20 protein-coding genes are annotated in these 26,198 nt (G+C 68.0%); 7 read left to right on the top strand and 13 right to left on the bottom strand.

All coding sequences use genetic code 11. From position 1 onward, the window contains the following. Positions 1 to 177: 177 nt before the first annotated feature. The 3 genes from ABD366_RS20170 (at position 178) to ABD366_RS20160 (ending at position 3,272) form a co-directional block, all read left to right on the top strand. The gene (locus tag ABD366_RS20170) at positions 178 to 1,254 is read left to right on the top strand and encodes an AAA family ATPase (protein ID WP_324774847.1); all 1,077 of its coding nucleotides are present in this window, start codon (positions 178 to 180) and stop codon (positions 1,252 to 1,254) included. Next, positions 1,251 to 2,351: a ParB/RepB/Spo0J family partition protein gene (locus tag ABD366_RS20165; protein WP_324774660.1), complete on the top strand. Its 1,101-nt coding sequence runs from the start codon at positions 1,251 to 1,253 to the stop codon at positions 2,349 to 2,351. The genes ABD366_RS20170 and ABD366_RS20165 overlap by 4 nt, the downstream gene beginning before the upstream one ends. A gap of 303 nt (positions 2,352 to 2,654) precedes the next feature. Further along, positions 2,655 to 3,272, top strand: coding sequence for a GNAT family N-acetyltransferase (locus tag ABD366_RS20160; RefSeq protein ID WP_324774662.1), 618 nt, complete (start codon positions 2,655 to 2,657; stop codon positions 3,270 to 3,272). Between the two features lie 94 nt (positions 3,273 to 3,366). Here ABD366_RS20160 and trxA read toward each other — a convergent pair whose 3' ends face one another. The 7 genes from trxA to ABD366_RS20125 form a co-directional block, all read right to left on the bottom strand. After that, positions 3,367 to 3,699 carry a thioredoxin gene (gene trxA, locus ABD366_RS20155; RefSeq protein WP_324774664.1) on the bottom strand — a complete coding sequence of 111 codons (333 nt, stop codon included), beginning with the start codon at positions 3,697 to 3,699 and terminating at the stop codon, positions 3,367 to 3,369. 47 nt (positions 3,700 to 3,746) lie between these two features. Further along, positions 3,747 to 4,724 carry a thioredoxin-disulfide reductase gene (gene trxB / locus ABD366_RS20150; RefSeq protein WP_324774666.1) on the bottom strand — a complete coding sequence of 326 codons (978 nt, stop codon included), beginning with the start codon at positions 4,722 to 4,724 and terminating at the stop codon, positions 3,747 to 3,749. A 142-nt stretch (positions 4,725 to 4,866) separates the two neighbouring features. Beyond that, complete coding sequence (locus ABD366_RS20145) at positions 4,867 to 5,826, bottom strand: anti-sigma factor (protein ID WP_324774668.1); 960 nt, start codon at positions 5,824 to 5,826, stop codon at positions 4,867 to 4,869. Continuing rightward, complete coding sequence (gene sigM, locus ABD366_RS20140; protein WP_324774670.1) at positions 5,823 to 6,536, bottom strand: RNA polymerase sigma factor SigM; 714 nt, start codon at positions 6,534 to 6,536, stop codon at positions 5,823 to 5,825. The genes ABD366_RS20145 and sigM overlap by 4 nt, the downstream gene beginning before the upstream one ends. 35 nt (positions 6,537 to 6,571) lie before the next feature. After that, the gene (locus ABD366_RS20135) at positions 6,572 to 8,299 is read right to left on the bottom strand and encodes a protein kinase family protein (protein ID WP_324774672.1); all 1,728 of its coding nucleotides are present in this window, start codon (positions 8,297 to 8,299) and stop codon (positions 6,572 to 6,574) included. A 120-nt stretch (positions 8,300 to 8,419) separates the two neighbouring features. Then, positions 8,420 to 10,687, bottom strand: a complete 2,268-nt coding sequence (gene murJ, locus ABD366_RS20130; protein WP_324774674.1) for a murein biosynthesis integral membrane protein MurJ — start codon at positions 10,685 to 10,687, stop codon at positions 8,420 to 8,422. A 45-nt stretch (positions 10,688 to 10,732) separates the two neighbouring features. Beyond that, positions 10,733 to 13,066 (bottom strand): DUF6049 family protein, encoded by a 2,334-nt coding sequence (locus ABD366_RS20125; RefSeq protein WP_324774676.1) that lies wholly within the window; start codon positions 13,064 to 13,066, stop codon positions 10,733 to 10,735. A gap of 221 nt (positions 13,067 to 13,287) precedes the next feature. On the opposite strand from ABD366_RS20125, the gene ABD366_RS20120 reads away from it, so the two are divergent. Next, positions 13,288 to 14,760 (top strand): CCA tRNA nucleotidyltransferase, encoded by a 1,473-nt coding sequence (locus tag ABD366_RS20120; protein WP_324774678.1) that lies wholly within the window; start codon positions 13,288 to 13,290, stop codon positions 14,758 to 14,760. 150 nt (positions 14,761 to 14,910) lie between these two features. On the opposite strand, the gene ABD366_RS20115 is transcribed toward ABD366_RS20120, so the two are convergent. From ABD366_RS20115 to ABD366_RS20105, 3 genes are all read right to left on the bottom strand, one after another. Then, positions 14,911 to 16,182 carry an MFS transporter gene (locus tag ABD366_RS20115; protein ID WP_324774680.1) on the bottom strand — a complete coding sequence of 424 codons (1,272 nt, stop codon included), beginning with the start codon at positions 16,180 to 16,182 and terminating at the stop codon, positions 14,911 to 14,913. 116 nt (positions 16,183 to 16,298) lie between these two features. Next, the gene (locus ABD366_RS20110; protein ID WP_324774682.1) at positions 16,299 to 17,381 is read right to left on the bottom strand and encodes an inositol-3-phosphate synthase; all 1,083 of its coding nucleotides are present in this window, start codon (positions 17,379 to 17,381) and stop codon (positions 16,299 to 16,301) included. Positions 17,382 to 17,424: 43 nt separating this feature from the next. Continuing rightward, entirely contained in the window at positions 17,425 to 18,102 is a 678-nt protein-coding gene (locus ABD366_RS20105; RefSeq protein WP_324774684.1) for a PadR family transcriptional regulator, read from the bottom strand. A gap of 374 nt (positions 18,103 to 18,476) precedes the next feature. Here ABD366_RS20105 and ABD366_RS20100 point away from each other — a divergent pair, with 374 nt between their 5' ends. Further along, complete coding sequence (locus ABD366_RS20100; RefSeq protein WP_324774686.1) at positions 18,477 to 21,161, top strand: transglycosylase domain-containing protein; 2,685 nt, start codon at positions 18,477 to 18,479, stop codon at positions 21,159 to 21,161. Positions 21,162 to 21,254: 93 nt separating this feature from the next. Here the strand turns inward: ABD366_RS20100 and ABD366_RS20095 are convergent, their stop codons facing one another. Next, complete coding sequence (locus tag ABD366_RS20095) at positions 21,255 to 21,533, bottom strand: hypothetical protein (RefSeq protein WP_324774688.1); 279 nt, start codon at positions 21,531 to 21,533, stop codon at positions 21,255 to 21,257. Positions 21,534 to 21,692: 159 nt separating this feature from the next. On the opposite strand from ABD366_RS20095, the gene ABD366_RS20090 reads away from it, so the two are divergent. Continuing rightward, the gene (locus tag ABD366_RS20090; protein ID WP_324774690.1) at positions 21,693 to 22,055 is read left to right on the top strand and encodes a hypothetical protein; all 363 of its coding nucleotides are present in this window, start codon (positions 21,693 to 21,695) and stop codon (positions 22,053 to 22,055) included. Positions 22,056 to 22,129: 74 nt separating this feature from the next. Next, a complete protein-coding gene (locus ABD366_RS20085; protein WP_324774692.1) occupies positions 22,130 to 23,638 on the top strand; it encodes a glycosyltransferase family 87 protein in 1,509 nt (502 codons plus the stop codon). A 132-nt stretch (positions 23,639 to 23,770) separates the two neighbouring features. Here the strand turns inward: ABD366_RS20085 and ABD366_RS20080 are convergent, their stop codons facing one another. Both ABD366_RS20080 and femX read right to left on the bottom strand, forming a co-directional pair. Further along, on the bottom strand, positions 23,771 to 24,802 hold the full coding sequence (locus ABD366_RS20080) for an alanine racemase (protein WP_324774694.1): 1,032 nt from the start codon (positions 24,800 to 24,802) through the stop codon (positions 23,771 to 23,773). Between the two features lie 147 nt (positions 24,803 to 24,949). Continuing rightward, a complete protein-coding gene (gene femX, locus ABD366_RS20075; RefSeq protein WP_324774696.1) occupies positions 24,950 to 26,071 on the bottom strand; it encodes a peptidoglycan bridge formation glycyltransferase FemX in 1,122 nt (373 codons plus the stop codon). Between the last annotated feature and the right edge of the window lie 127 nt (positions 26,072 to 26,198).

Here is a 26,198-nt window from a genome sequence, read left to right as displayed (position 1 = left end):
ATCGTGTTTCACGTGAAACGTCGCTCACTGCTGCATGGCATCATCAGTCGCGGCCGCTCAGCGGCCGCTCCCCGCGACCGTAGACCTCTTGGATCCCTCGATTCGGGCACTGAGTTGTCCACAGAAGGGGATTCGTCCACAGAAGACCGGGCCTCGCTGGTTCTCGACCCCGACAGCATGGGAGGCTCTGTTCATTGCGAGCCTGAAGTCGAGGAGAGTGAATCCTTGCGGTCCGACGCCAACATCGCGGGACCGATGACCGATCCGGTCCCCGGTCCCCGCACCGAGTCGGTGGGGGAGGATGTTTCACGTGAAACACCGCCCCCGATGGACGACACACCCATCGGTCGCGCTGCCCAACTGGCAGTAGAAGCTCTTGGTCGCGCGGGCGAAGGCCTGCCACGTCCGGAGCAGACCCGCGTCATGGTGGTGGCCAACCAGAAGGGCGGGGTCGGTAAGACGACGACGACGGTCAACCTCGCGGCCTCGCTCGCGCTGCACGGCGCACGCGTCCTGGTGGTCGACCTGGATCCACAGGGGAACGCCTCCACGGCTCTGGGTATCGACCATCACGCTGACGTGCCTTCCATCTACGACGTGCTGGTCGAGAGCAGGCCGCTCTCGGAAGTGGTTCAGCCCGTCGCCGACGTCGAGGGCCTCTTCTGCGCTCCGGCCACCATCGATCTCGCCGGTGCGGAGATTGAGCTGGTCTCTCTGGTCGCACGGGAGAGCCGGCTACAGCGAGCCATCCAGGCGTACGAGCAGCCGCTGGACTACATCCTCATCGACTGCCCGCCGTCGCTCGGTCTCCTCACGGTCAACGCCCTTGTTGCCGGAGCCGAGGTGCTCATCCCGATCCAGTGCGAGTACTACGCGCTGGAAGGGCTCGGCCAGCTCCTGCGGAACGTCGATCTTGTGCGGGGTCACCTCAACCCCACCCTGCACGTCTCGACGATCCTCCTGACGATGTACGACGGACGCACGCGGCTGGCTTCCCAGGTCGCCGACGAGGTCCGTAACCACTTCGGCGACGAGGTGCTGCGGACGAGCATTCCCCGCTCGGTCCGTATCTCGGAGGCACCGAGCTATGGCCAGACGGTGCTGACCTACGATCCAGGGTCGAGCGGTGCGCTCTCCTACCTCGAAGCGGCGCGGGAGATGGCGCTGCGCGGGGTCGGGATCCACTACGACGCCCAGCATGCCCATGCGGGCACATCACTTGACCAGCACAGTACGCCGGAGGGTATTCAGTGAGCGATCGACGGAGGGGACTGGGCCGTGGGCTCGGCGCGCTGATCCCGGCTGCCCCCACGCCCGAGAAGACGGCGCCGGCAGGGCCGACGGGTGGAGCCTCCGCTTCCCCGGCCGCGTTGCCGATGCTGACAGCGGAGCGGGGAGTGGCGGCGGCCAAGGTGGCGTCGCTGCCGCCGGCCCAGGTTTCACGGGAAACCGAGGAGCCGACCAGCGCGGTGGACAACTTCGAGAGCCCGGCAGGGGCGTACTTCGCCGAGCTGCCGATCGATGCCATCACGCCCAACCCGCGGCAGCCGCGTGATGTGTTCGACGAGGATGCTCTCGCCGAACTCATCACGTCCATCAAGGAAGTCGGCCTGCTGCAGCCGGTCGTCGTACGGCAGGTAGGGCCGGGGCGCTACGAGCTCATCATGGGTGAGCGCCGCTGGAGGGCTTGCCGTGAGGCGGGACTCGAGCGCATCCCGGCCATCGTGCGGGCCACGGAGGACGAGAAACTCCTCCTCGACGCGCTCCTGGAGAACCTGCACCGTGCGCAGCTGAACCCGCTGGAAGAGGCTGCCGCCTACGACCAGCTGCTCAAGGACTTCAACTGCACTCACGATCAGCTGGCCGACCGCATCGGCCGCTCTCGTCCGCAGGTGTCCAACACCCTGCGTCTGCTGAAGCTGTCGCCGGCCGTGCAGCGGCGGGTCGCGGCAGGCGTTCTGTCCGCGGGCCACGCCCGTGCCCTGCTCTCCGTCGATGACTCGGAGGAGCAGGACCGGCTGGCCCACCGCATCGTGGCGGAGGGGCTCTCGGTGCGGGCCGTCGAGGAGATCGTGACCCTTATGGGTTCACGGCCGACGAGCACGGCACGGGCCAAGGGGCCGAGGGCCGGCGGGCGGGTGTCTCCGGCGCTGAACGTCCTCGCCACGAGGCTCTCGGACCGGTTCGAGACTCGGGTGAAGGTCGACCTGGGCCAGAAGAAGGGCAAGATCGTCGTCGAGTTCGCGTCGATGGACGATCTGGAGCGCATCCTCGGCACGCTCGCCCCGGGTGAAGGACCGGTTCTTCAGAACGGTCTTTCCGAGGCCGACGAGGGTGACGAGCAGGACTGACCGTCCCTACGCGAGCGAAGAGCGGGTTGTGTCCGGTGTGTACCGGAACACGGCCCGCTCTTTGCTTTCTTACGGTATCGGTCGAATCGCATCGTGGTTACGATGCGATCGGGAAGAGCGCATTCACCTGACAGCACCTCAAGGGGAGGCGGAGGTCATGCGATCGGTGAGTCGCACCGGACTGATGACCGCAGGTCTCGGAGTGGGCGCGGTCGGCGGATTCATCGGCAGCCTGCTCCACGAGCGGGGCGCTCTGACAGCCGCTCGCGTCGCCGCGGGCGAAGGAAGCGAGGATCTGCCTTCATGGGGCGTCGGCTCGTACCGCTCACGCTGGACAACCTTCCGGACCTTCCCAAGCGTTGCCGGTCGTGTGTCTTCTGGGAGCTGGACCCAGTCAGCGGTCAGGCCGCGGTAAGAGCGGGAACTCCCGAGCTGGAGAAGGAGGCGTGGATCTCCGGCGTCCTGCTGGAGTGGGGCTCCTGCGGCCGGGTCGTCTACGTCGACGAGGTACCGGTCGGCTACGTGCTTTACGCGCCGCCCGCGTACGTACCGCGGGCCACGGCGTTTCCCACCAGCCCGGTCTCCCCCGACGCGGTCCAGCTGATGACCGCCTGGATCATGCCGTCCTATCAGGGCCAGGGGCTCGGACGGGTCATCGTGCAGACCGTCGCCAAGGATCTGCTGCGTCGTGGCTTCAAGGCGATCGAGGCCTTCGGCGATGCTCAGTGGAAAGAGCCCGCTTGCCTGCTTCCGGCCGATCATCTGTTGGCTGTCGGCTTCAAGACCGTCCGGCCTCATCCCTCGTATCCCCGGCTCCGTCTGGATCTGCGGACGACGCTTTCCTGGAAAGAGGATGTCGAGATGGCGCTGGACCGACTGCTGGGCGCGGTACAGAAGGAGCCCGCACTGCGGCCGTTGTAGAAGCCCCCGTCACGCCGAAGGGCCAACCCTGTGGGGTTGGCCCTTCGTGTTTCACGTGAAACAACGTCGCCGTCCGTGGGTCGGCTCCGTGGAACTACTCGGCGATGAAGTCCTCGAGGTCACGCACGATGGCGGCCTTGGGCTTGGCGCCGACGATGGTCTTGGCGACCTCGCCACCCTGGTAGACGTTCAGGGTCGGGATCGACATGACGCCGTACTTGGCGGCGATGCCCGGGTTCTCGTCGATGTTCAGCTTGACGACCTCGATCTTGTCGCCGTACTCGGCGGCGATGGCCTCGAGCGACGGCGCGATCTGGCGGCACGGACCGCACCAAGCGGCCCAGAAGTCGACCAGGACGGGCTTGTCGCTCTTCAGGACATCCTCGTCGAAGGAGTCGTCCGTCACGTTCTTCAGGTTGCCGGCCACTGCAGGCTCCTCATTTTTTGGGGGGTTGCGGGAGGGGAAGTTCGGGATCAGACGCTGGCGGTCGGCGTCTTCTCGGGCTCGGCGGACTCACCGTCGGACAGCGCGGCGAGGAAACGCTCGGCGTCGAGAGCGGCGGAGCAGCCGGTGCCGGCCGCCGTGATCGCCTGTCGGTAGGTGTGGTCCACGACGTCACCGGCGCCGAAGACGCCGGTCAGGTTGGTGCGCGTCGACGGGGCCTGCACCTTCAGGTACCCCTCGTCGTCCAGGTCGAGCTGGCCCTTGAAGAGCTCCGTCCGCGGGTCGTGACCGATCGCGATGAACAGGCCCGTCACCGGCAGCTCGGACGTCTCGCCCGTCTTCAGGTTGCGCAGCGTCAGACCGGCGAGCTTCGGGTCGCCCTTGATCTCGGCGACCTCGCTGTCCCAGACGAACTTGATCTTCGGGTCGGCGAAGGCGCGCTCCTGCATCGCCTTCGAGGCGCGCAGGGTGTCGCGGCGGTGCACGATCGTCACGGACTTGGCGAAGCGCGAGAGGAAGGTGGCCTCCTCCATCGCGGTATCGCCACCGCCGATCACGGCGATGTCCTGGTCCTTGAAGAAGAACCCGTCGCAGGTCGCGCACCAGGAGACGCCACGGCCGGACAGCGCGTCCTCGTTGGGCAGACCCAGCTTGCGGTGCTGGGAGCCGGTGGTCACGATGACGGCCTTCGCGCGGTGCACGGTGCCCGCGGTGTCCGTCACGGTCTTGATCTCACCGGACAGGTCGACGGCCACGACATCGTCGGGCACGAGCTCGGCGCCGAAGCGCTCGGCCTGGCCGCGCATGTTGTCCATGAGCTCGGGGCCCATGATGCCGTCCTGGAAGCCGGGGAAGTTCTCCACCTCGGTTGTGTTCATCAGGGCGCCACCTGCGGTGACTGCGCCCTCGAACACAAGCGGCTTCAGCGACGCGCGCGCGGTGTAGAGCGCCGCCGTGTAGCCGGCGGGCCCGGAGCCGATGATGATCACGTTACGGACGTCGCTCACGGCTTGATTCCTCGTCTCTACGGGACTGCTGCGTACTGCCGGGGGAGTCTCTTCTCAGGACTCTCACCCCACCCAACGGATCCTACGGGGCGTGCATTCCCGACGTGTCCGGGCGCACGTCGGGGATGCGTTCGGGTGCCCCTCAGCCGCGGACGTAGTCGTGGGTGTACAGCAGCTCGCCGGTGGCAGAAGCCCGCTTCACGCAGGCCGAGTCCACGATAAAGGCCGTGACGCGGTGCGCCGGGTCGGTCTTGTGCGGCAGCACGACGAGGTAGACGTTCTTCCCTTCGTACCTGCCCTTCTCCGCCGCAAGGGGGTCCTCGTTGCGATGGGTCCCGAGTTGGACGCACGCCGGGACCGTGGCAGCCCGCTTCGGCATCGGCATCGTCTGCGGCGTCTTGGGGCCGCTCTCCTGTGTACCGAAGGACGGCTTGTCCGTGGAGGGGGGCGGTGAGGTGTTGCCGCCCGTGCCGAGCAGTTCGGAGACCTTCGCGTCCAGAGAACCTTCGGCGAAGGTGTCCGCTGAGCCGCTCTCTCCCGCAGTAGGAGTCTCTCCGCCGCCACCCTGGAGGAGCAGGACGCCGACACCGAGCGCTGCCGCGGTCAGGACCGCCCCGAGAGCGGCGCCCGTACGCCGCCGCGCGGTGCGGGGTTTGCGCCCAGGGCCGACGGCGGCACGAGAGTGTCCCGACGGCCGGTCCACGGAACGCGCGGCCGGTCCCAGAGCGGCGGCTGATGTTTCACGTGAAACGGGATCGCTCGTTTCGAGGGTGACCTCTTCGGGGACTTCTTCCGGGACTTCTTCTGCGGCGGCGGGCGTGACATTCGCCACCGCGTCGGGCTTGAGGTTGTCCAGGAGTGCCTCGGCGGCCAGCGCCGCGTCGATACGGCCTGCGATCTCCTCGGGCATGCGCGGCGGTCCGGGCAGGGTGCCGAGCAGGCCGCGGATCTCCTCCAGTGAGGCGTAGACGTCGGCGCAGAGGACACAGCCGTCGAGGTGCCGCAGGAGATCGGACGTACGGGAAGCGGGAAGCAGCCCTTCGGCCAGGTCGGAGATCTCGGCGACCTCCGGGTGCTCTGCCGTGTCGGTCGTCGATGTCATGCTCGCCCACCTCCGCCCTTCACAGCAGCCGAATCATTTGGTCCTGCCTCGTCCCGAGGCCCCGCTGCGGGTGGGACGGATGTCCCCCGCTTCCGGTTCCTTGCGGGGGGTCGGTTCTCGCCACTTGCCTGGCCGTCGTCCCCTGTACGGAGGTGTGTCAGAAGCGGAAGGAGTCTGGCTCTGCCGCGCGCACATCGGCTTTTCACGGTGCCGGCGGGGACGTCGAGGATCTGGGCGGCCTCCGCCACCGGGTAGCCCTGCATGTCGACGAGGACGAGGGCTGCCTGCTGATCCGTCGGCAATGACCCCAGGGCCTCCAGAAGCTCGCGGTGAAGGTCGTTGCGCTCCGCCGGAGCGGCAGCGGACTCGTGCGGCTCCAGGAGCTGGTCCAGGCGCTCCGTGTCGTCCACGGGTGAGGTCTTCCGTGAAGCCGTCTTCCGGGCCCGGTCCAGACACGCGTTGACGGTGATGCGGTGCAGCCACGTCGTCACGGCGGACTGTCCGCGGAAGGTGTGTGCCGCACGGTAGGCGGAGACCAGAGCGTCCTGCACCGCGTCGGCGGCTTCCTCCCGGTCGCCCAGCGTCCTCAGGGCCACGGCCCAGAGCCGGTCCCGGTGCCGCCGCACTATTTCCCCGAAGGCGTCCTTGTCTCCCGCGACATGGCGGGTGAGGAGGTCCTGATCGCTGGCGTCGCCGTAGGCGTCGTCCACTGTGGAACCTCCTCCCCCTGCGTGTCCCGTGTGCGTCAGCCGGTGAACTTCACGTCCGTGATGCCCTGCTTGTAGCCGGCGTTGCTGTACCCATCCTTGTCCGCGTGGGGCAGTGCGGTCAGCCAGACGAGCACATAGCGGGTATTGACCGGTTTCTCGGCCTTGATGCCCGCCGACTGGGACGTGGTGCGGGTCTGGGACCCGATGCGCTTCAGTCCGTCCACCGAGGCAGGTGAGAGCGAGTCCGCCGCGTACAGCGAGACCGTGGTGTGGTCACCGGCGTAACGCAGCCCTATCGAGGCAGCGGACACGTCCTTGGCCGAACCGAGGTCGTAGACGATGCCGACACCGGGCTTGATGACCATCTCGGGGCCGTCGAGGAACGACTTGGTGCGCCAGAAGGAGGAGCTGTCGCTGTCGTAGGTCTGCGCCACATCCCCCGGCGCCTGAGCACCGCCCTCGGCGACGTACTCCCTGGCGTCCTGGATGGTGATCGGCTTGACGGGCTTCTTGTCCTTCTTGTCGCCGTCGCCGTCCGTGGTGTGCGTGGTCTCGGAGCCACCGGAGCTGCTGTGGTCCATGAGCGCGTCCGCGAGCTGCCAGCTGCCGAGGCCCAGGGCGGCGATCAGCAGCGCCGAGACGGCCCATTTGAGGGCCTTCCCGGTGCGGCTCTGCAAGGGGGGCGGCGGGGTGGGCAGGACCTGCGTGGTGCCGGGAGCGGTGGTACGCCCGTACGACCCCTGCTGGTAGGTGGTCCGCTGGTACTCCGGCGGTGCGGTGAACGCGGGCTCCGGCGGGCGGATCTTGGGCATCTCGCCGATGGCCTTGACCAGGTCCTCCGGCGTGGTGCACGGGGGCTCCTGGCGGGACGCCGTCGCCCCGTCGTTCGCGAGGGCGCGCATGGCGAGCTCCGCGAGTCCGCGGTGGACGCCGGCCCGCACCTGGTCGGGCGCGATGAGACCGACGCCCTTGGGCAGCCCGGCCAGACCGTACGCGTCGTTCTCGTAAGGCCAGCGCTGGGTCAGGGCGGCGTACAGGAGGGCGCCGATCGCCTCGGTGTCGGTGCGCTGCGGGGTCTCGGAGGTGATGCCGCGCAGGGCGGCGTTCACGGCGAGGCCGCGGATGCGCCACTGACCGGTGGAGGTCCGCAGTACCGCGCTGGGTGTGAGCCGCAGATGGGCGAGGCCCTCCCGGTGAGCGGCGGCCATCGCGTACGAGATCTGGCTGACCATCTGGTAGGCGTCGTGCGCCTCGAGAGAGCTGACCGCGAGCAGCGCCGTCAGCTCGGTGGCGTCCGGCAGCCACTCGTGCACGACGTAGACGAGATCGTTCTCCTCGACGGCGTCCAGGACCTGGACGAAGCGAGGGTCGCCGAGCAACGCCGATGAGCGTGCCGCGGCGAGCACCGAGCGCGCTCGCGGATGGTCGGCCGGCAGAAGATGTACGCCCACGGCGCGACGAAGCTTCTCGTCGACCGCACGCCAACTGCTGAAACCGTCCAGACGAGTGACGCACTCCTCGAGTCGGTAGCGTCTGGCGAGCTTGTGACCGCTGTGCAGTTCGGGCGGTGAGGACGTGCGGGGGCTCACGTGCGTCCCCGTCTCCGCGGTGTCCGCGGGCTCCTCGCGTGCCGTGGTCTCTCGCTCCCCGATGTCGGCCACCCCGTCGGCCGTGGCCTGCTCCGCCTGCTCCGCCTTGGCGGTCAGCGGTTCTTCACCGCCGTTGTCGGCCACGTCGACGGCAGCCGTGCTCCGTTCCGCCACCGTCGTTCCTGCCTCCCCATCCGTTGCAATCACTCCGACGCCAAAGCCAATTGTGCCCACAGTCCGACGCTATGCACGACACGCGGTGGTCGCCGAAGGTTGTGCGCGACGACGACCCAGTCAGCGACCGAGTCGACCGCGGACCATACCAACCATCGAATTGAGCTCTTCGATCCGCATTTTTCGGGCTGCCACATAGAAGGAGCCCAACAATCCGGCACCACCGACGACCAGCGCCGCGATCGATCCGACCACGCCGTGGCCGAGAAACATCATGAGCGCGTACCCGATTCCGCCGCCGATGATCGCCGCGGGCACAGATGCGAGGCAGAGGCGGGCGTACGTACGTACGACGTTCGCACCGTCCAGGTCGCCGCCGAGCCGCTTGCGCAGTCGCTGCCACGCGACACCGACACCGATCGCGTAGGCGACACCGTACGAGAAGGCCATGCCGACGACCGCCCAGCGGGCGGGCAGGATCACGTAGCACAGGGCCGAGGCGGCGGCGTTGATGGCGGCGACGATGACCGTGTTGTAGAAGGGGGTCCGGGTGTCCTCGTACGCGTAGAAACCGCGCAGCACCACGTACTGCACGGAGAACGGGATGAGGCCGAGTCCGAACGCCATGAGGATGTAGCCCATGGACTGGGCGGCCTCGATGCCGCTGGAGCCGAACAGCAGGGTGCACATCGGGACACCGAGCGCCACGAACATGAAGGCCACCGGGACGATCGCCACGGCCGAGGTGCGCAGGCCCGAGGAGATGTCGTCGCGGACCGCGCCCGGGTCGCCGTCGTGGGCGGAGCGCGAGATGCGCGGCAGCATGGCGGCCATGACCGAGACGGTGATGATGGCCTGCGGCATGCCCCAGATCAGCTGGGCGTTGGAGTAGCCCAGGATGCCGGTGCCCTTGACCGGTGAGGCCTCGCCCGCCGCGGTGGCGAGCTGGGTGACGACGATGACACCGGCCTGGTTGGCGAGCACGAACAGGACGGTCCACTTGGCGAGCTTCACGGCCTTGCCGAGGCCGTGGCCCTTCCAGTCGAAGCGCAGGCGGAAGCGGAAGCCGGTCTCGCGCAGGTAGGGGATCATCGCGAGCGCCTGGACGGTCAGGCCGAGCAGGGTGCCGATGCCGAGGAGACGGACGCCGTCCGCGGGGATCGTCGTCACGCCCATGTTGGACTCGGCCGCCGTGCCGTACACCCAGATGAACAGGCCGAACGTGAAGATCATCACGATGTTGTTCAGGACCGGGGTCCACATCATCGCGCCGAACTTGCCGCGGGCGTTGAGGATCTGGCCCATGACCACGTGCACACCCATGAAGAAGATCGTGGGCAGGCAGTAACGGGCGAAGGTGATGCCGACACTGTTGGCGGCCGCGTTGCCCGAGACCGTGTTCGACATCAGGTTGATCAGCAGGGGGGCGGCGAACACGACGACCGCGACGATCACCGCCAGCGCGACCATGACGAGGGTGAGCAGCCGGTTGGCGTACGCCTCGCCGCCGTCGTCGTCCTCCTTCATGGAGCGGACGAGCTGCGGCACGAACACGGAGTTCAGACCACCGCCGACGGTCAGGATGTAGATCATCGTCGGCAGCGTGTACGCGACGGTCCAGGTGTCGCCGAGGAGCCCGGCACCCAGCGCCGCGGTGATCACCATCGTGCGGACGAAGCCGGTGAGGCGGGAGACGAGCGTGCCCGCCGCCATCACCGCGCTCGACTTCAGGAGGCTCGAGGCGCGGCCGCCCTTGCTCGGGGTGGGAGCGGGAGCGGGTGCCGCTGCCGGCGGGGGCGCCGGGAGCGGTGCCTGGCCGAGGAACTGCGTCGGGTCGTCGACCTGCGGCTCGGCCGCAGCCCTGCCTCCGCCGTAGCCGGGCTGCTGGTCGCGGAAAAGGTGCGCGAATGCGTCCGGCTCGTGGCGCTGCTCGCCCGCCTGCGTCACCAGGTCGTCGACGCCGACGAACTGCGTCGTCCGGGCGTCGTCGCCGTACGGCAGGTACTGGGAGGGTCCCTCGGGCTCGGGCGCGGGCGTCTGCGCCCACACGCGCGGGTCTGGCTGGTACTGGTTCGTGGGCGGCGGCGCATACAGGGGCTGCGGCGCCTGATACGTGCCCGGGGGCGGCGGTGGGTGCGCGGCGCGGTCGTACAGCGCCTCGGTCACCGGGTCCTGGGCGGATAGGTCACGCGCCCGGTACGGATCCTGGACGTAGGCGTCCTGGAGGTACGCGTCCTGCGGATAACCGTCCTGCGGATAGGCGTCAGGGGCGGGCTGAGGCGGCGGGACCTGCCCGCCGGCCCCATGGGAGCCGGCGTGCGGGTGGCCATCGCCCGAGGCGGAGCCACCCGAGCCCTGACCACCGTCACCGTCGTACGGCGCGTTCATGGATACCCCACCTCATCGTCCCCGGCCCACCGGCCACGACATCGCTCAACGGTCCACTCTCTCACCCGTGCCCGACGGGGCCGCGCTTTCCGGAGAGGTGTCAGCCGTCGGGTCACTCGGCTGCTGCGGAACATCCGCCGGCGCAGTGGGAGCCGCCGGGTCCTGCGGCTCGCTCTCCGCCGCCGCCTCGTCCTGCGGTCCGTCCTCCGGCCGCTGGGCGGCCGCCGCGCGCTTGCGCTGCGTGTACATCCGGAATCCGGCCAGGACCAGCAGCAGGACGCCGCCGCCGATGACGAGCATCACGGTCGGCGTGATCTCCGTCGCGTCCACCTTGAAGGCGATCTTCTCGCCGTACGGCTGGTTGTCCTCGGTGAACAGCTGCGCGTAGACGGTGATCGGTCCGGTGGCCTTGGCCGTGGTGGTGAACTTCACGGACTGGCTGTGCCCGCTGGCGATCTTCACCGCCTTGTCCTCGGAGATGCCGTCGCCGATCTTGAGGCGGGTGCCGTTGGCCGACGTGAGGCGCAGGACCAGGTGGTCGACGTCCTGCCACAGGTTGTTCTGCACGGACACCGGGATGGTCGCGCTGCGTCCCGACAGCCGGACCCCGGACTTCTCGATCAGCGCGACCTGGCTGGTGATGTCGGAGAGATAGGTCGAGACGCCGTCACGGAACGACTCGGAGGTGCCGGTCCTGCTCCGCCAAGACGTGGACATCTCCCGGTCCATCGCGCGACCGAACGGTGTCACCACCCGCGACCGGTCGGTGAGGACGACCTTGAAGTTCTCGAGGTCGCTCTGAGTGCTCTGGATCTGCTCGAACGCCGCATTCGGGAGCTCTTGCTTGCGCAGCGACGAGGGATAGGCCCGGGTCGACGGGACACGCGTGGTCGCACCCGGATCGGGCTTCGCCGTGGTGGCGGCCGACAGGCTCTGGGGCTGCGACCAGGTGCCGTCCTGCAGCGCGTGCAGTGCCTGGGCCATCGAGTGGGCCTGGCTGGTGGTGGGCATCCGCTGGGGAGCCACGACGACGCTGCGCTGCTTGTCCGTCTGCTTGGCGAGCATCAGGCTCTGGGCGAGGAACTCCTGGACGGCGAGCGTGGAGTTCTCGGCGCGCGCCATGTCGCCCCGGAAAGCGGTCGACAGCCGGGCGTCGGCGACCACGGCCGTGGCGCCGCCGCCGATGGGGCGCGCGGCGGACGGCGTGTACGCGAGGCTGCCGGTCTCCTTGAACGTGTCGCTGCGCGCGATGATCTTGTCGGCACCGGTGGACGTGGCGACCTTGACGATGTCCGGGTCGACGGCGCCCTCGGCCGGCCACGCGTAGGACGTGTCGGCCTTCACGTGAAGAATCGTGTCCACGGTGTACACGGCGGCGTCCGTGGCGTCCTTGAGGCGGCCGAGCGACCCGGTGACCTTCGTGCCGGTGTGCGCGAGGGACGCCAGGTCCGGATCGGCGAACGGCAGCGTGACCACCTTCCGGCCCTCGACGGCCGTCTGCAGATCGCTCAGCCACTCCTTGGCGATCGCCTGGTCCTTGCCGGACGTGAACTTCCCGTTCGCGCCCTTGATCTTGTACGCCTCTGTCATCGCGTCGACCGATGCCAGCAGATCGGGGTCGACCACCCAGGTGACGTCCAGGTCGTCACCGAGCGCCAGCATCTGCTGGAGGCGGCCGCCGGGGCGGATCTGCCGGGCCAGGCTGTCGTCGTTGAAGACGGGCGTCTGCTGCTCGTTCGTGCCTGTCTCTGCGGTGAGATGGGTGTCGGAGATCAGCGGCCACAGAGCGGTCGTCCTGGTCCTGGTGCCGGCCCCGGAGGGCTGCCAGGGCAGGAAGGTCCGCTGGATCCCGAGCGTCTGCTGGTACGGCTGGGCAGCGGTCTGACCCATGAGGGCGACGCTGATCTGGTAGACGCCGTCGGCGCCGAGGTGCAGCTCCTTGACCGGCACCGACAGTGCGAAGTCCTGCGTGGCGCCGGGCGCCAGCTTCGCGAGCTTCCCGGCGTACTTGCTCGAGACCTCCGTGCCGTCGGGGGAGCCGCCTGTGCCGCTCTTCGCGGCGTCGTCGATCGCCGAGCGGCCTCCGTAGGAGGCGCCGACCCGCAGGCCGACGTGCGCGTCCGTGACGGCTTGTCGGCCCTTGTTGGTGATCGTGCCGCGGACCGTCAGGGTGTCCTGGGCCGTCGGCGCGACGGGCGAGAGCTGATTCACGGCCACGTCGACCGTGCTGGTGCCCGTCGCGTCCGCGGAAGCGGTCGTCGCAGCGGAGGCCGACGCGGGGGCGGCACCGGGCAGCAAGGGAAGCGCGGCCAGCAGCGGCGCCGCGGCGAGCAGAACGCCGGTGCGCCGCAGCAGACGGCGGGCAGGTGAGGGACTCATCCCTGGGAAGTCTGCCGCCTCGGCCACGCGCTCGTCCGTCCCTCGTCGTCGTCAGTGGTCGCAGATGTGTCCACGCATGGTAACGATGAGCGCTGTGGCTGAGTGCCACGGGCCGCTCCTCAAGATCGTGGAGCCAGGGTAGGGGGCCGCGCCGGCGGTCTCGCCGCGGCCCCGGGAAACGGTTCGGTCCGGGCGCCGCGGGCCACGTACCCTGTCCTGTTGTGCCGAACGCCAATGAAGACAACCCCAGTGCCCTGAGTCAGGTGCAGCGCCTCGCGGTCAGCGAACTGCTGCGGGTCTCGCCTGTCGCAGACGATCTCGCCCGCAGATTCCAGGAGGCCGGGTTCTCTCTCGCCCTGGTCGGCGGTTCGGTCCGGGACGCACTGCTCGGCCGGCTCGGCAACGACCTGGACTTCACCACGGACGCCCGTCCCGAGGACGTACTGAAGATCGTGCGGCCGTGGGCCGACGCGGTGTGGGAGGTCGGAATCGCCTTCGGCACAGTCGGCTGCCAGAAGATCGCCCGCGTTGGTGACGTCGAGCAGAGCTTCCAGGTCGAAGTCACCACGTACCGTTCCGAGGCGTACGACCGCACCTCGCGCAAGCCCGAGGTGTCGTACGGCGAATCCATCGAGGAAGACCTCGTACGCCGCGACTTCACCGTGAACGCGATGGCCGTCGCGCTCCCGGAGAAGGAGTTCATCGACCCGCACGGTGGTCTCGAGGACCTGGCGGCGCGCGTCCTGCGTACGCCGGGCGCGCCCGAGGACTCCTTCTCCGACGACCCGCTGCGCATGATGCGCGCCGCGCGCTTCGCCGCCCAGCTCGACTTCGAGGTGGACCCCGATGTCGTCGCCGCGATGAAGGCGATGGCCGGCCGGATCGAGATCGTCTCCGCGGAGCGGGTCCGGGACGAGCTGAACAAGCTGGTCCTCTCGGCGCACCCGCGTAAGGGACTCACCCTCCTCGTCGACACGGGCCTGGCCGACCACGTCCTGCCCGAGCTGCCCGCACTGCGCCTGGAGCGTGACGAGCACCACCGTCACAAGGACGTCTACGACCACTCGCTGATCGTGCTCGAGCAGGCCATGGCGCTGGAGACGGACGGCCCCGACCTGACGCTGCGCCTCGCGGCCCTGCTGCACGACATCGGCAAGCCGCGTACACGCCGCTTCGAGGAGGACGGCCGCGTCTCCTTCCACCACCACGAGGTGGTCGGTGCCAAGATGACGAAGAAGCGCATGACCGCGCTCAAGTACTCCAACGAGCTCGTGAAGGACGTCTCGCGCCTCGTCGAGCTGCACTTGCGCTTCCACGGCTACGGCACCGGCGAGTGGACTGATTCCGCGGTACGTCGCTACGTGCGGGACGCGGGTCCGCTCCTGGAGCGGCTGCACAAGCTGACCCGGTCCGACTGCACGACGCGCAACAAGCGCAAGGCGAACGCCCTGTCCCGGGCCTACGACGGCCTTGAGGAGCGGGTTGCCCGACTGCAGGAGCAGGAGGAGCTGGACTCGATCCGTCCGGACCTCGACGGAAACCAGATCATGGAGGTCCTGGGCGTGGGCCCGGGCCCGGCGATCGGTCAGGCGTACAAGTTCCTGCTGGAGCTGCGTCTGGAGAACGGACCGATGGAGCAGGACGCGGCAGTGGCGGCGCTCAAGGAATGGTGGGCCGAGCGTCCGCAGGACTGAGATGTGAGGAACGACTCGGGGGCTCTGTTTCACGTGAAACAGAGCCCCCGAGTCGTTACGTGGCCGGCCCGCGCAGATGTCCTGGGCGGATGTTTCACGTGAAACAGGTCGCCACGCGGCGGCAGAGGTCGTCACGCGGCGGCGGCTGTGTCAGGTCGCGTTCTTGACCCGTGTAGGGAAGCGGGCCATGACGAGTGCGACCGCGCCGTAGAGGAACGCAACGAGGACCACCAGAGCGACGGAGCGGCCGTCGGGCGGCAGCATCAGCGCCGCCACGCCGGCCGCGCCGACGAACGAGATGTTGAAGAGCACGTCGTAGACGGAGAAGATCCGTCCGCGATAGCCATCGTCCACCGAGGACTGCACGACCGTGTCGGTGGCGATCTTGGCCCCCTGGGTCGTGAGTCCGAGGACGAAGGCAGCCACCAAGGTCGGGGCGGGCTCGAAGGAAAGCCCCAGGGCCGGCTCCAGGACAGCGGCCACGGCGGCGCAGATCACGATCCAGCCGCCCGCTCCGAAACGACCCGCGGCCGCGGGTGTCACGACCGCCGCGACGAAGAACCCCGCTCCTGAGAAGCCCAGCGCGAGACCCAGCAGGGCCAGGCCTTCGGACTCCGTGGACGACCACGCGTACCGGCACAGCATGAGCACCATGACAAGCAGGGCGCCGTAGCAGAACCGCATCACCGTGATCGCGGCCAGGGCGCGCGCTGCGGGCCTGCGGGAGGCCAGGTGGCGTACTCCGTCGAGCAGGTCCCGTGCGGTGCCCGTCAGGGCCGTTCCGAGCCGGGGCTGCCGCAACTCCGGATCCGGTCCGAGAAGTTGTATGCCCATGCGCAGGGAAGCGAGCGCGGCGCAGAGGTAGAGAGCCGCGCCGAGCAGGACGACTGCCGCGTCCGAGTCCGACCCCACGAGCCGGACGACGAAGGCGAGGCCGCCGCCCAGGGTCGCGGCGAGCGTGCCCGCTGTCGGTGACAGGGAGTTGGCCAGGACGAGGCGGTCGGCGTCGACGACGCGGGGCAGCGAGGCCGAGAGCCCGGCGAGGACGAAGCGGTTGACCGCGGTGACGCAGAGGGCCGATACGTAGAAGAGCCAGTCCGGTGCGTGGCTCAGCATCAGGGCGGCCGTCGCGGAGGCCAGCAGCACGCGCAGGAGGTTGCCGTAGAGGAAGACCTGACGGCGGCGCCAGCGGTCGAGCAGGACGCCCGCGAACGGGCCCACGAGGGAGTACGGCAGCAGGAGAACAGCCATCGCCGAGGCGATCGCGGCGGGCGAGGTCTGCTTCTCCGGGGAGAAGACGACGTACGTGGCGAGCGCGACCTGGTACACGCCGTCCGCGCCCTGGGAGAGCAGGCGCAGCGCGAGCAGACGCCGGAAGTCGCGAAGGCGCAGCAGGACGCGCAGGTCACGGACGACAGCCATGGGCACAGCCTCACATACGGGGAAGGCCCCCGGGCGCACGATGTGTGCGATCCGGGGGCCTTGGAAGCCCTCAGGCGAGGCGTTGTTTCACGTGAAACAACGCTTCAAGAGGAAGGTCAGCGCTCGACCTCGCCCTTGATGAACTTCTCGACGTTCTCGTAGGCCTCGTCGTCGAAGTACTGCACCGGCGGGGACTTCATGAAGTACGAGGACGCGGAGAGGATCGGGCCGCCGATGCCGCGGTCCTTGGCGATCTTCGCGGCGCGCACGGCGTCGATGATGACACCCGCGGAGTTCGGGGAGTCCCAGACCTCGAGCTTGTACTCCAGGTTCAGCGGGACCTCGCCGAAGGCACGGCCCTCGAGGCGGACGTACGCCCACTTGCGGTCGTCGAGCCACGCGACGTAGTCGGACGGGCCGATGTGGACGTTCTTCTCGCCCAGCTCACGGTCGCGGATCTGCGAGGTGACGGCCTGCGTCTTCGAGATCTTCTTCGACTCGAGGCGGTCACGCTCGAGCATGTTCTTGAAGTCCATGTTGCCGCCGACGTTGAGCTGCATGGTGCGCTCAAGACGGACACCGCGGTCCTCGAACAGCTTCGCCATCACACGGTGCGTGATGGTCGCGCCGACCTGCGACTTGATGTCGTCGCCGACGATCGGGACGCCCGCCTCGGTGAACTTGTCAGCCCACTCCTTGGTGCCGGCGATGAAGACCGGAAGGGCATTGACGAAGGCGACCTTGGCGTCGATGGCGCACTGGGCGTAGAACTTCGCCGCGTCCTCGGAACCCACGGGCAGGTAGCAGACGAGAACGTCGACCTGCTTGTCCTTGAGGATCTGGACGACGTCGACCGGGGCCTCGTCGGACTCCTCGATCGTCTCGCGGTAGTACTTGCCCAGACCATCGTGCGTGTGGCCACGCTGGACCTGGACGCCCGAGTTCGGAACGTCGCAGATCTTGATGGTGTTGTTCTCGGAGGCGCCGATGGCGTCCGCGAGGTCCAGGCCGACCTTCTTCGCGTCGACGTCGAACGCGGCGACGAACTCGACGTCGCCCACGTGGTACTCGCCGAACTGGACGTGCATGAGGCCGGGGACCTTGGTCTCCGGGTCAGCGTCCTTGTAGAACTCGACGCCCTGCACCAGCGAGGCGGCGCAGTTGCCCACGCCGACGATGGCTACGCGAACCGAACCCATTCCGGTTGCTCCCTGTGTGTACTGGTGAAGTCCTGAGCGGACTTCACGTGGCGGTGTCGTCGGACGGATCCGGCCGGGTGCTGTCCCGGTGCCGGGGCAGGCCGCCCGTCTCTCCAGATGTGTCCTGCTGAGCTGCGTCCCCCGGGCCGGGCTTTCGCTGGTCGCGGCCCGCGCGCTCGCTCTCGATGAGCTCGTTCAGCCAGCGCACTTCGCGCTCCACGGACTCCATGCCGTGTCGCTGCAGCTCGAGTGTGTAGTCGTCAAGGCGCTCCCGGGTGCGGGCGAAGGAGAGGCGCATCTTTTCGAGCCGCTCCTCCAGCCGGCTGCGACGGCCCTCGAGGACGCGCATGCGCACATCGCGTGATGTCTGCCCGAAAAAGGCGAATCGCGCGGCGAAGTGCTCGTCCTCGTAGGCGTCGGGACCGGTCTGCGAGAGGAGGTCCTCGAAGTGCTCCTTACCTTCTGCCGTCAACCGATAGACGATCTTGGCGCGACGTCCCGTGAGTGGAGCAGGAGCGTCGCTGGGGCCGGCAGCCGGCTCCTCGATCAACCAGCCGCTCGCGACCAGCGTCTTGAGGCAGGGGTACAGCGTCCCGTAACTGAAGGCGCGGAAGACCCCCAGTGACGTATTGAGTCGTTTGCGCAGCTCATAGCCGTGCATCGGGGACTCGCGGAGCAGCCCGAGTACAGCGAACTCGAGGATGCCGGAGCGCCGGCTCATCGTCGCCTCCTCACTGTCGCGGTCCCATGTATCGACTCTTTATGTCGTGCTGATGTATCGGCTCGATACATCTCGACGATAGAACGCCCCCACGACTGCGACAAGAGGGATCACGGTGAACGGCGTCACATCATCGATTCTTAAGAAGCAACTTGCCTGTTTTGGGGTGAACTTCGACCCTCGGTAGGTTTTGACGGTGCGTAGTCTGTCCGCCATGCAGACCACCGGGAACCATGTGACGCCTGAGGGCGTCGTTGTCCTGGGTGCAGTGCGGGTGAGTGCCGAAACCGGCGCATCCGTACTTCGGGGGGACCGGAAACCAGACGCCTTTTCCAGGTGCGCGTGGCCGCGCCTGCCCGAGGAGTAGTCGTTCGATGAGCGAGCACCGTCGCAAACCGCCGCAGCCGCAGGGCGGCGGGCGCGCCGCGGCCCGTCGCGGAGCGTCAGCAGAACCGTCGGGCCGCCGTGCGGCGCCGCGCGGCAGCACCGCGTCACCTTCTGAGTCGTACGAGCCCCCGAGTTCCTCGGGCTCGTACGGCGGTCAGGAGGAGGACCGCCCCCGGGGAGGCCGGGCGGAAGCCCGTCGTGCTGCCCAGCGCAGCAGCGGAGGGAGGCGCAGGGCTGCCCCCGGCGGGGGTGATGCCGGGCGTGGCGGCGCCGGCGGAGGCGGCCGCCGTGGTGGCGGCGGTCCGAGCGGCCCGGGGCGCGGCAGGGGCCGCGGATCGGGACGCCCGCAGAAGAAGAGGTTCATCGACTACCCGCGCGCGGGCAAGTCCGGGGCGGCGCGTTTCCTGCCGTCGTGGAAGCAGGTCGTCGGTACGTGCTTCGGCTTCCTGCTGCTGGGGGTCGGCGCGTTCGGCATCGGCCTGCTGGTCGTGTCCGTGCCGATCGAGGCCCAGGCGGCCCAGGCCCAGTCGAACGTTTTTTACTGGGACGACAACACGCAGATGGCCGCGACAGGCGGCAAGCAGAACCGCCAGATCGTGCCGCTGGACGAGATTCCCAAGTCCATGCGCCTTGCCGTGATCTCGGCGGAGAACGCCTCGTTCTACGACGACTCCGGCGTCGACCCGATGGGTATCGCACGCGCGATGTTCAACATGGCGCGGGGCGGTCAGACGCAGGGCGGTTCGACCATCACCCAGCAGTACGTGAAGAACGCGATGCTGGACGACCAGTCCCAGTCGATCTCCCGTAAGGCCAAGGAGCTCTTCATCTCGGTGAAGGTGGGCGCCACGGTCGACAAGGACGACATCCTCAAGGGGTACCTCAACACCGCGTACTTCGGTCGCAACGCCTACGGCATCCAGGCTGCCGCGCGGGCCTATTTCGACACCGAGGCCCGTGACCTCTCGCCCGAGCAGAGCATCTTCCTCGCCTCGGTGCTCAAGGGTCCGAACCTCTACAACCCCGATGGCGGCATCGGCGAGGCCGCGACGCCGGCGGCCAACAAGGCGCGTGCCGAGTTGCGCTGGAAGTGGATCGCCGACCGTGAGGTCGAGGTCGGGAACATGACCGCGGCCGAGCGCAGCAGCCTCAAGGGTTTCCCGGAGATCAAGAAGCAGAAGTCCGCTCTCTCGGGCCAGACCGGTTACCTGGTGGACATCGCCAAGGACTACGTCACCAAGAAGAGCAACATCTCTCCCGAGGCCCTGGAAATGGGCGGCTACAAGATCTACACGACCTTCAACAAGAAGAAGGTCGAAGAGATGGAGAAGGCCGTCAAGGCCACCGAGGACAGCTTCCTCGACCCCAAGAATCGCGCCAAGGACAAGTACGTGCAGTTCGGCGCCGGCTCGGTGGATCCGAACACCGGCGCGATCGTGGCGCTGTACGGCGGTGCGGGGTACGACAAGGACCACTACACGAACAACGCCAACACCGCGGGTGTGCCCGTCGGCTCCACCTGGAAGCCCTTCGTCCTGGCCTCGGCGATGGAGTACGGCACGTACAAGTCGGACGAGAAGCCGATCTCTCCGATGAGCCTGTACAACGGCAACGACCTCGTCGTGATCAAGGACCGCAACGGTGAACCCATCCGAGCGGCCGACGGCACGCCGTTCCGGCAGAAGAACGAGAGCACCAGGGCGTGGGGCGACATCACCCTGCGCAAGGCCATGGAGCAGTCGGTCAACTCTCCGTTCGTCCAGCTCGGCATCGACGTGGGCTTGAGCAAGACGCGAGAGCTGGCCGAGAAGACGGGCATCCTCGAGTCCAGCTTCGACCAGGGAAACCTGAACAACGCGTCCTTCTCCCTGGGTACGTCCACGCCGAGCGCCATCCGCATGGCGGACTCCTACGGGTCGTTCGCCACGTCCGGCACGCACTACGAGCCGTACTCCGTGACCAAGGCCGTCGACAAGAATGGCACCGAGCTGTCGGGATTCACGAAGCCGAAGCCTGAGCAGGCCATGGAGGCATCGGTGGCGAACAACGTCACCGATGTCCTGCAGAACGTGGTGAAGAACGGTACGGGCAAGAAGGTCGCGGACATCGGCTTCCCCGTCGCCGGCAAGACCGGTACGACGGACGAGAACAAGTCGGCCTGGTTCGTGGGATACACCCCGGAACTCTCGACGGCCGTCACGCTGTTCCGCACCGACCCCCGGTCCAACGGCAGGAAGCTCCTGTCCATGAACGGCACGGGTGGAGTGACCTCCATTCACGGTGGTGACATTCCGGCGCAGATCTGGAAGGACTACATGGCGGGCGCCCTGAAGGGCGTGGACCACAAGGACTTCCCCGATCCCGAGAAGATCGGTGAGATCGTCGGCACCCCGACTCCGACCCCGACGCCGTCCCCGTCGGTGACGCCCACCCCGACCGAGACGAAACCGACCGAGCCCACCACGAGCCCGACCACGAGCCCGACGCCCTCCACCAGCGAGACGTGCAACGGATGGTGGAACTGCGAGGACAACGGTGGCGCGGGCAATGGCGGCACCGATACGGGAGGTGCGGGCGACGGCGGAGTGTCATCGTCGCCGACGGACACTGCCACCGAAGGAAATCCCAGAGGCAATGAAAACGGGGGCGGCCTGTTCGGCGGAACAGGATAAGCCGATCGAAATAACGGGCTGAGGGCTGTGCGCGGATTCCCCATTCGGAATTCGCGCACAGCCCTCAGTCGTTGAGCGTGCAGCTGGTGAGAATCAGGAAGAACCGTCGACAGCCGCCCGCACCCACGGGGAGCACTGCTTGACGTTGTCGCTGTCCCCCACCCATCCCGAGCCGGCGGAGCCTATACAGACCTGGAAGCTGATGCCGCCGGATTCCGGAATGGGAAGGTCGGTGTGGACCCCGCCGTTGTGCGACCCCGTGCTGTCCCAGAGGAACCAGGTGTCGCTGCTCCCCGTGTAGTTGAAGCGCGCGACCGCGGAGTACCCGTCGGCGTGGTAGTCGTAGACGTGGAGACGGTCACCGGTGGACACGAACTTGGCCTGCGCCTGCTGGTCGTTGCAGTCGGCCCAGAGGATGGTCTTGGTGTCCAGCGCATATGCGCTGTTCGGTACCGCTATGACCAGGGCCGAGGCCGCCAGGGCGCCGAGAGTAATTCGTCCGGTTTTCGACCTGAGATCGACACTGATCCCTTGGTGGGGGCCGCGTCGGTGGGAATCGGCCTGACGACCGTTCCGCAGGCGGTGGCGTCGGAGACCTGCACCAGCACCACGGGTGCGCGCGTCTGTTTCGAGACGTACGGAGACCACTTCTTCGTCTACGACACCTCGGAGGACGGCCACCGCGCGGCGGTGAAGTACTACTGGGACGGCAGTGGCGGCAACTACTACTGCGAGAAGACCGACGGTGCGGGCGGTACGCCGAAGGACTGCAACCGTGACCTTCCTGAGAACGTGCGCGTCTACTTCCGGGCCGACGTCTGCGAAGGCCCGTGCAACAGGGAAGGTGCCGTGGTGCGGACGTCCGCCTGGGACGACGCGCTCAATGTGAACTGACGTCGTGAACACGGGGCCGTCGCACCGAACCAGGTGCGGCGGCCCTCGCCGTCTTCTCAGCCTCGTACGGCAGGATGTGCGGCATGCCCAGTGCAGAGACGACGGATGTGAGCCGGCAGGAGCCGGAGCCGGTACAGCCGACCAGGGAGGACGCGGTCGCGGCGGCCGGCAGCGAGTTCATCGGCGGGCCCCTCGGCCGGCGGGCGCTGCTCGGCCGTTCGTGGTGGACTCCAGTACGTGTCATCGCGCTCGTGATGCTTGGCATGTTCGCGCTCGGGATGATCCAGAAGTTCCCCTGCTACGACGGCTCGTGGTTCTACGGAGCGAGCTCCCAGTACACGCACGCGTGCTATTCGGACATTCCGCACCTCTACCAGGGACGCGGTTTCGCCGACGGCCTGGTGCCGTACTTCGACAAGCTGCCCGGCGACATGGAGTACCTCGAATACCCGGTCCTCACCGGTGTGTTCATGGAGGTCGCCTCCTGGCTGACGCCCGGCAGCGGCACCATCCAGCACCAGGAACAGGTGTACTGGATGGTCAACGCCGGGATGCTGATGATCTGCGCCGTGGTCATCGCCGTCTGCGTCACCCGCACCCACCGCCGGCGCCCCTGGGACGGCCTGCTGGTCGCTCTGGCGCCCGCTTTCGCGCTGACCGCCACCATCAACTGGGATCTCTTCGCAGTGGCGCTCACAGCGGCCGCGATGCTGATGTGGTCGCGCGGCCGCACCCTTGCCTTCGGTGTGCTGCTCGGGCTCGCGACCGCTGCCAAGCTCTATCCCGTTCTGCTGCTCGGCCCGCTGTTCGTGCTGTGCTGGCGGGCCGGGAAGTGGCGGGCGTTCGCCGTCGCAACGGTCGGGGCGGCCGTTGCGTGGCTGGTCGTGAACCTGCCGGTGATGTTCCTCGCCCCCGACGGCTGGTCGAAGTTCTACACGTTCAGCCAGGAACGCGGTGTCGACTTCGGCTCCTTCTGGCTGATCATCCAGCAGCACATGGACACACCGCTCAACACCGACGTCGTCAACACCCTGGCCACGGCGCTGATGGTGCTGGCCTGCCTCGGCGTCGCGGCCCTCACGCTGACCGCCCCACGCCGTCCGCGGTTCGCGCAGTTGGCCTTCCTGGTCGTCGCCGCGTTCATCCTCACCAACAAGGTCTATTCGCCGCAGTACGTACTGTGGCTGATCCCGCTCGCCGCCCTGGCTCGGCCGAAGTGGCGGGACTTCCTGATCTGGCAGGCCTGCGAGGTCGCGTACTTCCTGGGGATCTGGCTGTACCTCGCCTACACGACCAGCGGCGACAAGCACCAGGGCCTGCCGACCGACGGGTACCAGGTGGCCATCGCCGCCCACCTCGTGGGAACCCTGTACCTGTGCGCCGTCATCATCCGCGACATCTGGATGCCCGACCGGGACGTGGTGCGCCGCTCCGGTGAGGACGACCCGTCGGGCGGCGTGCTCGACGGCGCGGAGGACGTCTTCGTGTTCGGGTACGCGGCCCATCCCCCGCATTACGGGTTCCACGACGCAGAGCAGCCGCCGCCGGTGAACTGGGGCAAGGACCCACGCGGTTCGCTCTGAGCGAACAGGGCGCGTGAGGGGAACGAAATCGGGGCCGGGCACCTTCTAGGTGCCCGGCCCCGATCTCGTTCGTCTTCAGTTCTTCAGTAGAAGCTGAGCAGAAGCCGAGTAGATACTCGGACAGAAGTCGGCTCAGCGGTCCACGAGTCGGTCGAACTGCGTGGTGGTGTGCCGCAGATGGGCCACCAGCTCCTCGCCGACCTTCGGCTCGGCCGCGTCCGACGGCACGAAGAGGATCGACACCTGCATGTGCGGCGGCTCCGCGAACCAGCGCTGCTTGCCGGACCAGACGTACGGTGCGAGGTTGCGGTTCACCGTCGCGAGGCCGGCGCGGGCGACGCCCTTGGCACGCGGCATGACGCCGTGCAGCGCCTTCGGTGCCTCCAGGCCCACACCGTGCGAGGTACCGCCCGCGACGACCACGAGCCAGCCGTCGGAGGCGGCCTTCTGCTGCCGGTAGCCGAACCGGTCGCCCTTGGCGACGCGGGTGACGTCCAGGACCGCGCCGCGGTACTCGGTCGCTTCGTGATCGCCCAGCCACAGCCGCGTACCGATCCGCGCGCGGAAGCGGGTCTGCGGGAACTGCTGCTGCAGGCGCGCCAGTTCCTCGGCCTTCAGGTGGCTGACGAACATGGTGTGCAGCGGCAGCCGGGCCGCGCGCAGCCGGTCCATCCAGCCGATGACCTCCTCGACGGCGTCCGAGCCGTCGGTGCGGTCGAGCGGCAGGTGGATCGCGAAGCCCTCGAGGCGTACGTCCTGGATGGCGTGTGCGAGCTGAGGCAGGTCCTGCTCGGTCACGCCGTGCCGCTTCATCGAGGACATGACCTCGATGACGACGCGGGCGCCGACGAGGCCGTGCACGCCGTCGACGGAGGAGACGGAGCGGATGACACGGTCGGGCAGCGGAACCGGTTCTTCACCGCGCCGGAACGGGGTCAGGACCAGCAGATCGCCGCTGAACCAGTCCTTGATCCGGGCGGCTTCGTACGTGGTGCCGACGGCGAGGATGTCGGAGCCGAGGCGGGTTGCCTCCTCCGCCAGCCGTTCGTGGCCGAAGCCGTATCCGTTGCCCTTGCAAACGGGCACGAGCCCCGGAAACTGCTCGAGCACGTGCTTGTGGTGTGCCCGCCAGCGCGCGGTGTCGACGTAGAGCGTGAGCGCCATGGCCGGTCCCGGAACCTTTCTCGTGGCTGCGGTGTATCAGAGGTATGGAGAGTCTTTGGAGCTACGTGAATTGTGCCGGGTCCGCGGGGAAAGCGGAGCAGGGTGTGCCGGGACGGGTTGCTGAGGCCGCCGTGCCCGGCCTCACGGTCAGCGTCGCGACATGTACATGTCGAGCGCCTTGTGCAGCAGCTTGTTGAGGGGGAAGTCCCATTCGCCCAGGTACTCGGCGGCCTCGCCACCCGTGCCGACCTTGAACTGGATCAGGCCGAAGAGATGGTCGGTCTCGTCGAGCGAGTCGCTGATGCCGCGCAGGTCGTAGACCGTGGCGCCGAGCGCGTAGGAGTCGCGCAGCATCCGCCACTGCATCGCGTTCGAGGGCCGGACCTCACGGCCGATGTTGTCGGAGGCGCCGTAGGAGTACCAGACGTGCCCGCCGACGACGAGCATCGTGGCCGCCGAGAGGTTCACACCGTTGTGGCGCGCGAAGTACAGCCGCATGCGGTTGGGGTCCTCGGAGTTGAGGGCCGTCCACATGCGCTGGAAGTACGAGAGCGGGCGGGGCCGGAAGTGGTCGCGCACGGCCGTGATCTCGTACAGACGCTGCCATTCGGCAAGGTCCTGGTAACCGCCCTGGACGACCTCGACACCGGCCTTCTCGGCCTTCTTGATGTTGCGGCGCCACAGCTGGTTGAAGTTCTTGTGGACCTCTTCCAGGGAGCGGTTGGCGAGCGGTACCTGGAAGACATAGCGCGGCTGGACGTCACCGAAGCCGGCGCCGCCGTCCTCGCCCTGCTGCCAGCCCATGCGGCGCAGCTTGTCGGCCACCTCGAAGGCGCGCGGCTCGATGAAGTCGGCCTCGATGTCGCGCAGCCGCTTCACGTCCGGGTCCTGGATGCCCTTCTTGATCGAAGCGGCTTCCCAGCGCCGGATGATGACGGGCGGGCCCATCTTCACCGAGAAGGCGCCCTGCTGCTTCAGGTGCGCGAGCATCGGGCGTAGCCAGTCGTCGAGGTTGGGCGCGTACCAGTTGATCACCGGGCCCTCGGGGAGGTACGCGAGATACCGCTTGATCTTGGGGAGCTGGCGGTACAGCACGAGGCCCGCGCCGACCATCTCGCCGGTGCGGTCGTCGAACCACCCCATGTTCTCGGAGCGCCATTCAGCCTTCACGTCAGCCCATGCCGGGACCTGCATGTGGCTGGCCGCGGGCAGGCTCTGGAGGTATGCCAGATGCTGCTCTCGGCTGATGGTCCTCAGGGTCAGGCTCATTCGGGGCGCTCCTCGGGCTGGTGTGTCCCCATGGGTACAGGGGCTCCGGCTCTCGCGCGAAGCCTACTGCGCCCTGTGAGCGCCCCGACTGGCCGTATGGGAGGTCACCCCCGGTGGGGGTGCTGAC

Source organism: Streptomyces kunmingensis, from assembly GCF_039533535.1.
GTDB lineage: Bacteria > Actinomycetota > Actinomycetes > Streptomycetales > Streptomycetaceae > Streptomyces > Streptomyces kunmingensis.
Note: the sequence above shows the minus strand (reverse complement) of the source record. Positions and strands in the feature narration are given on the sequence as shown.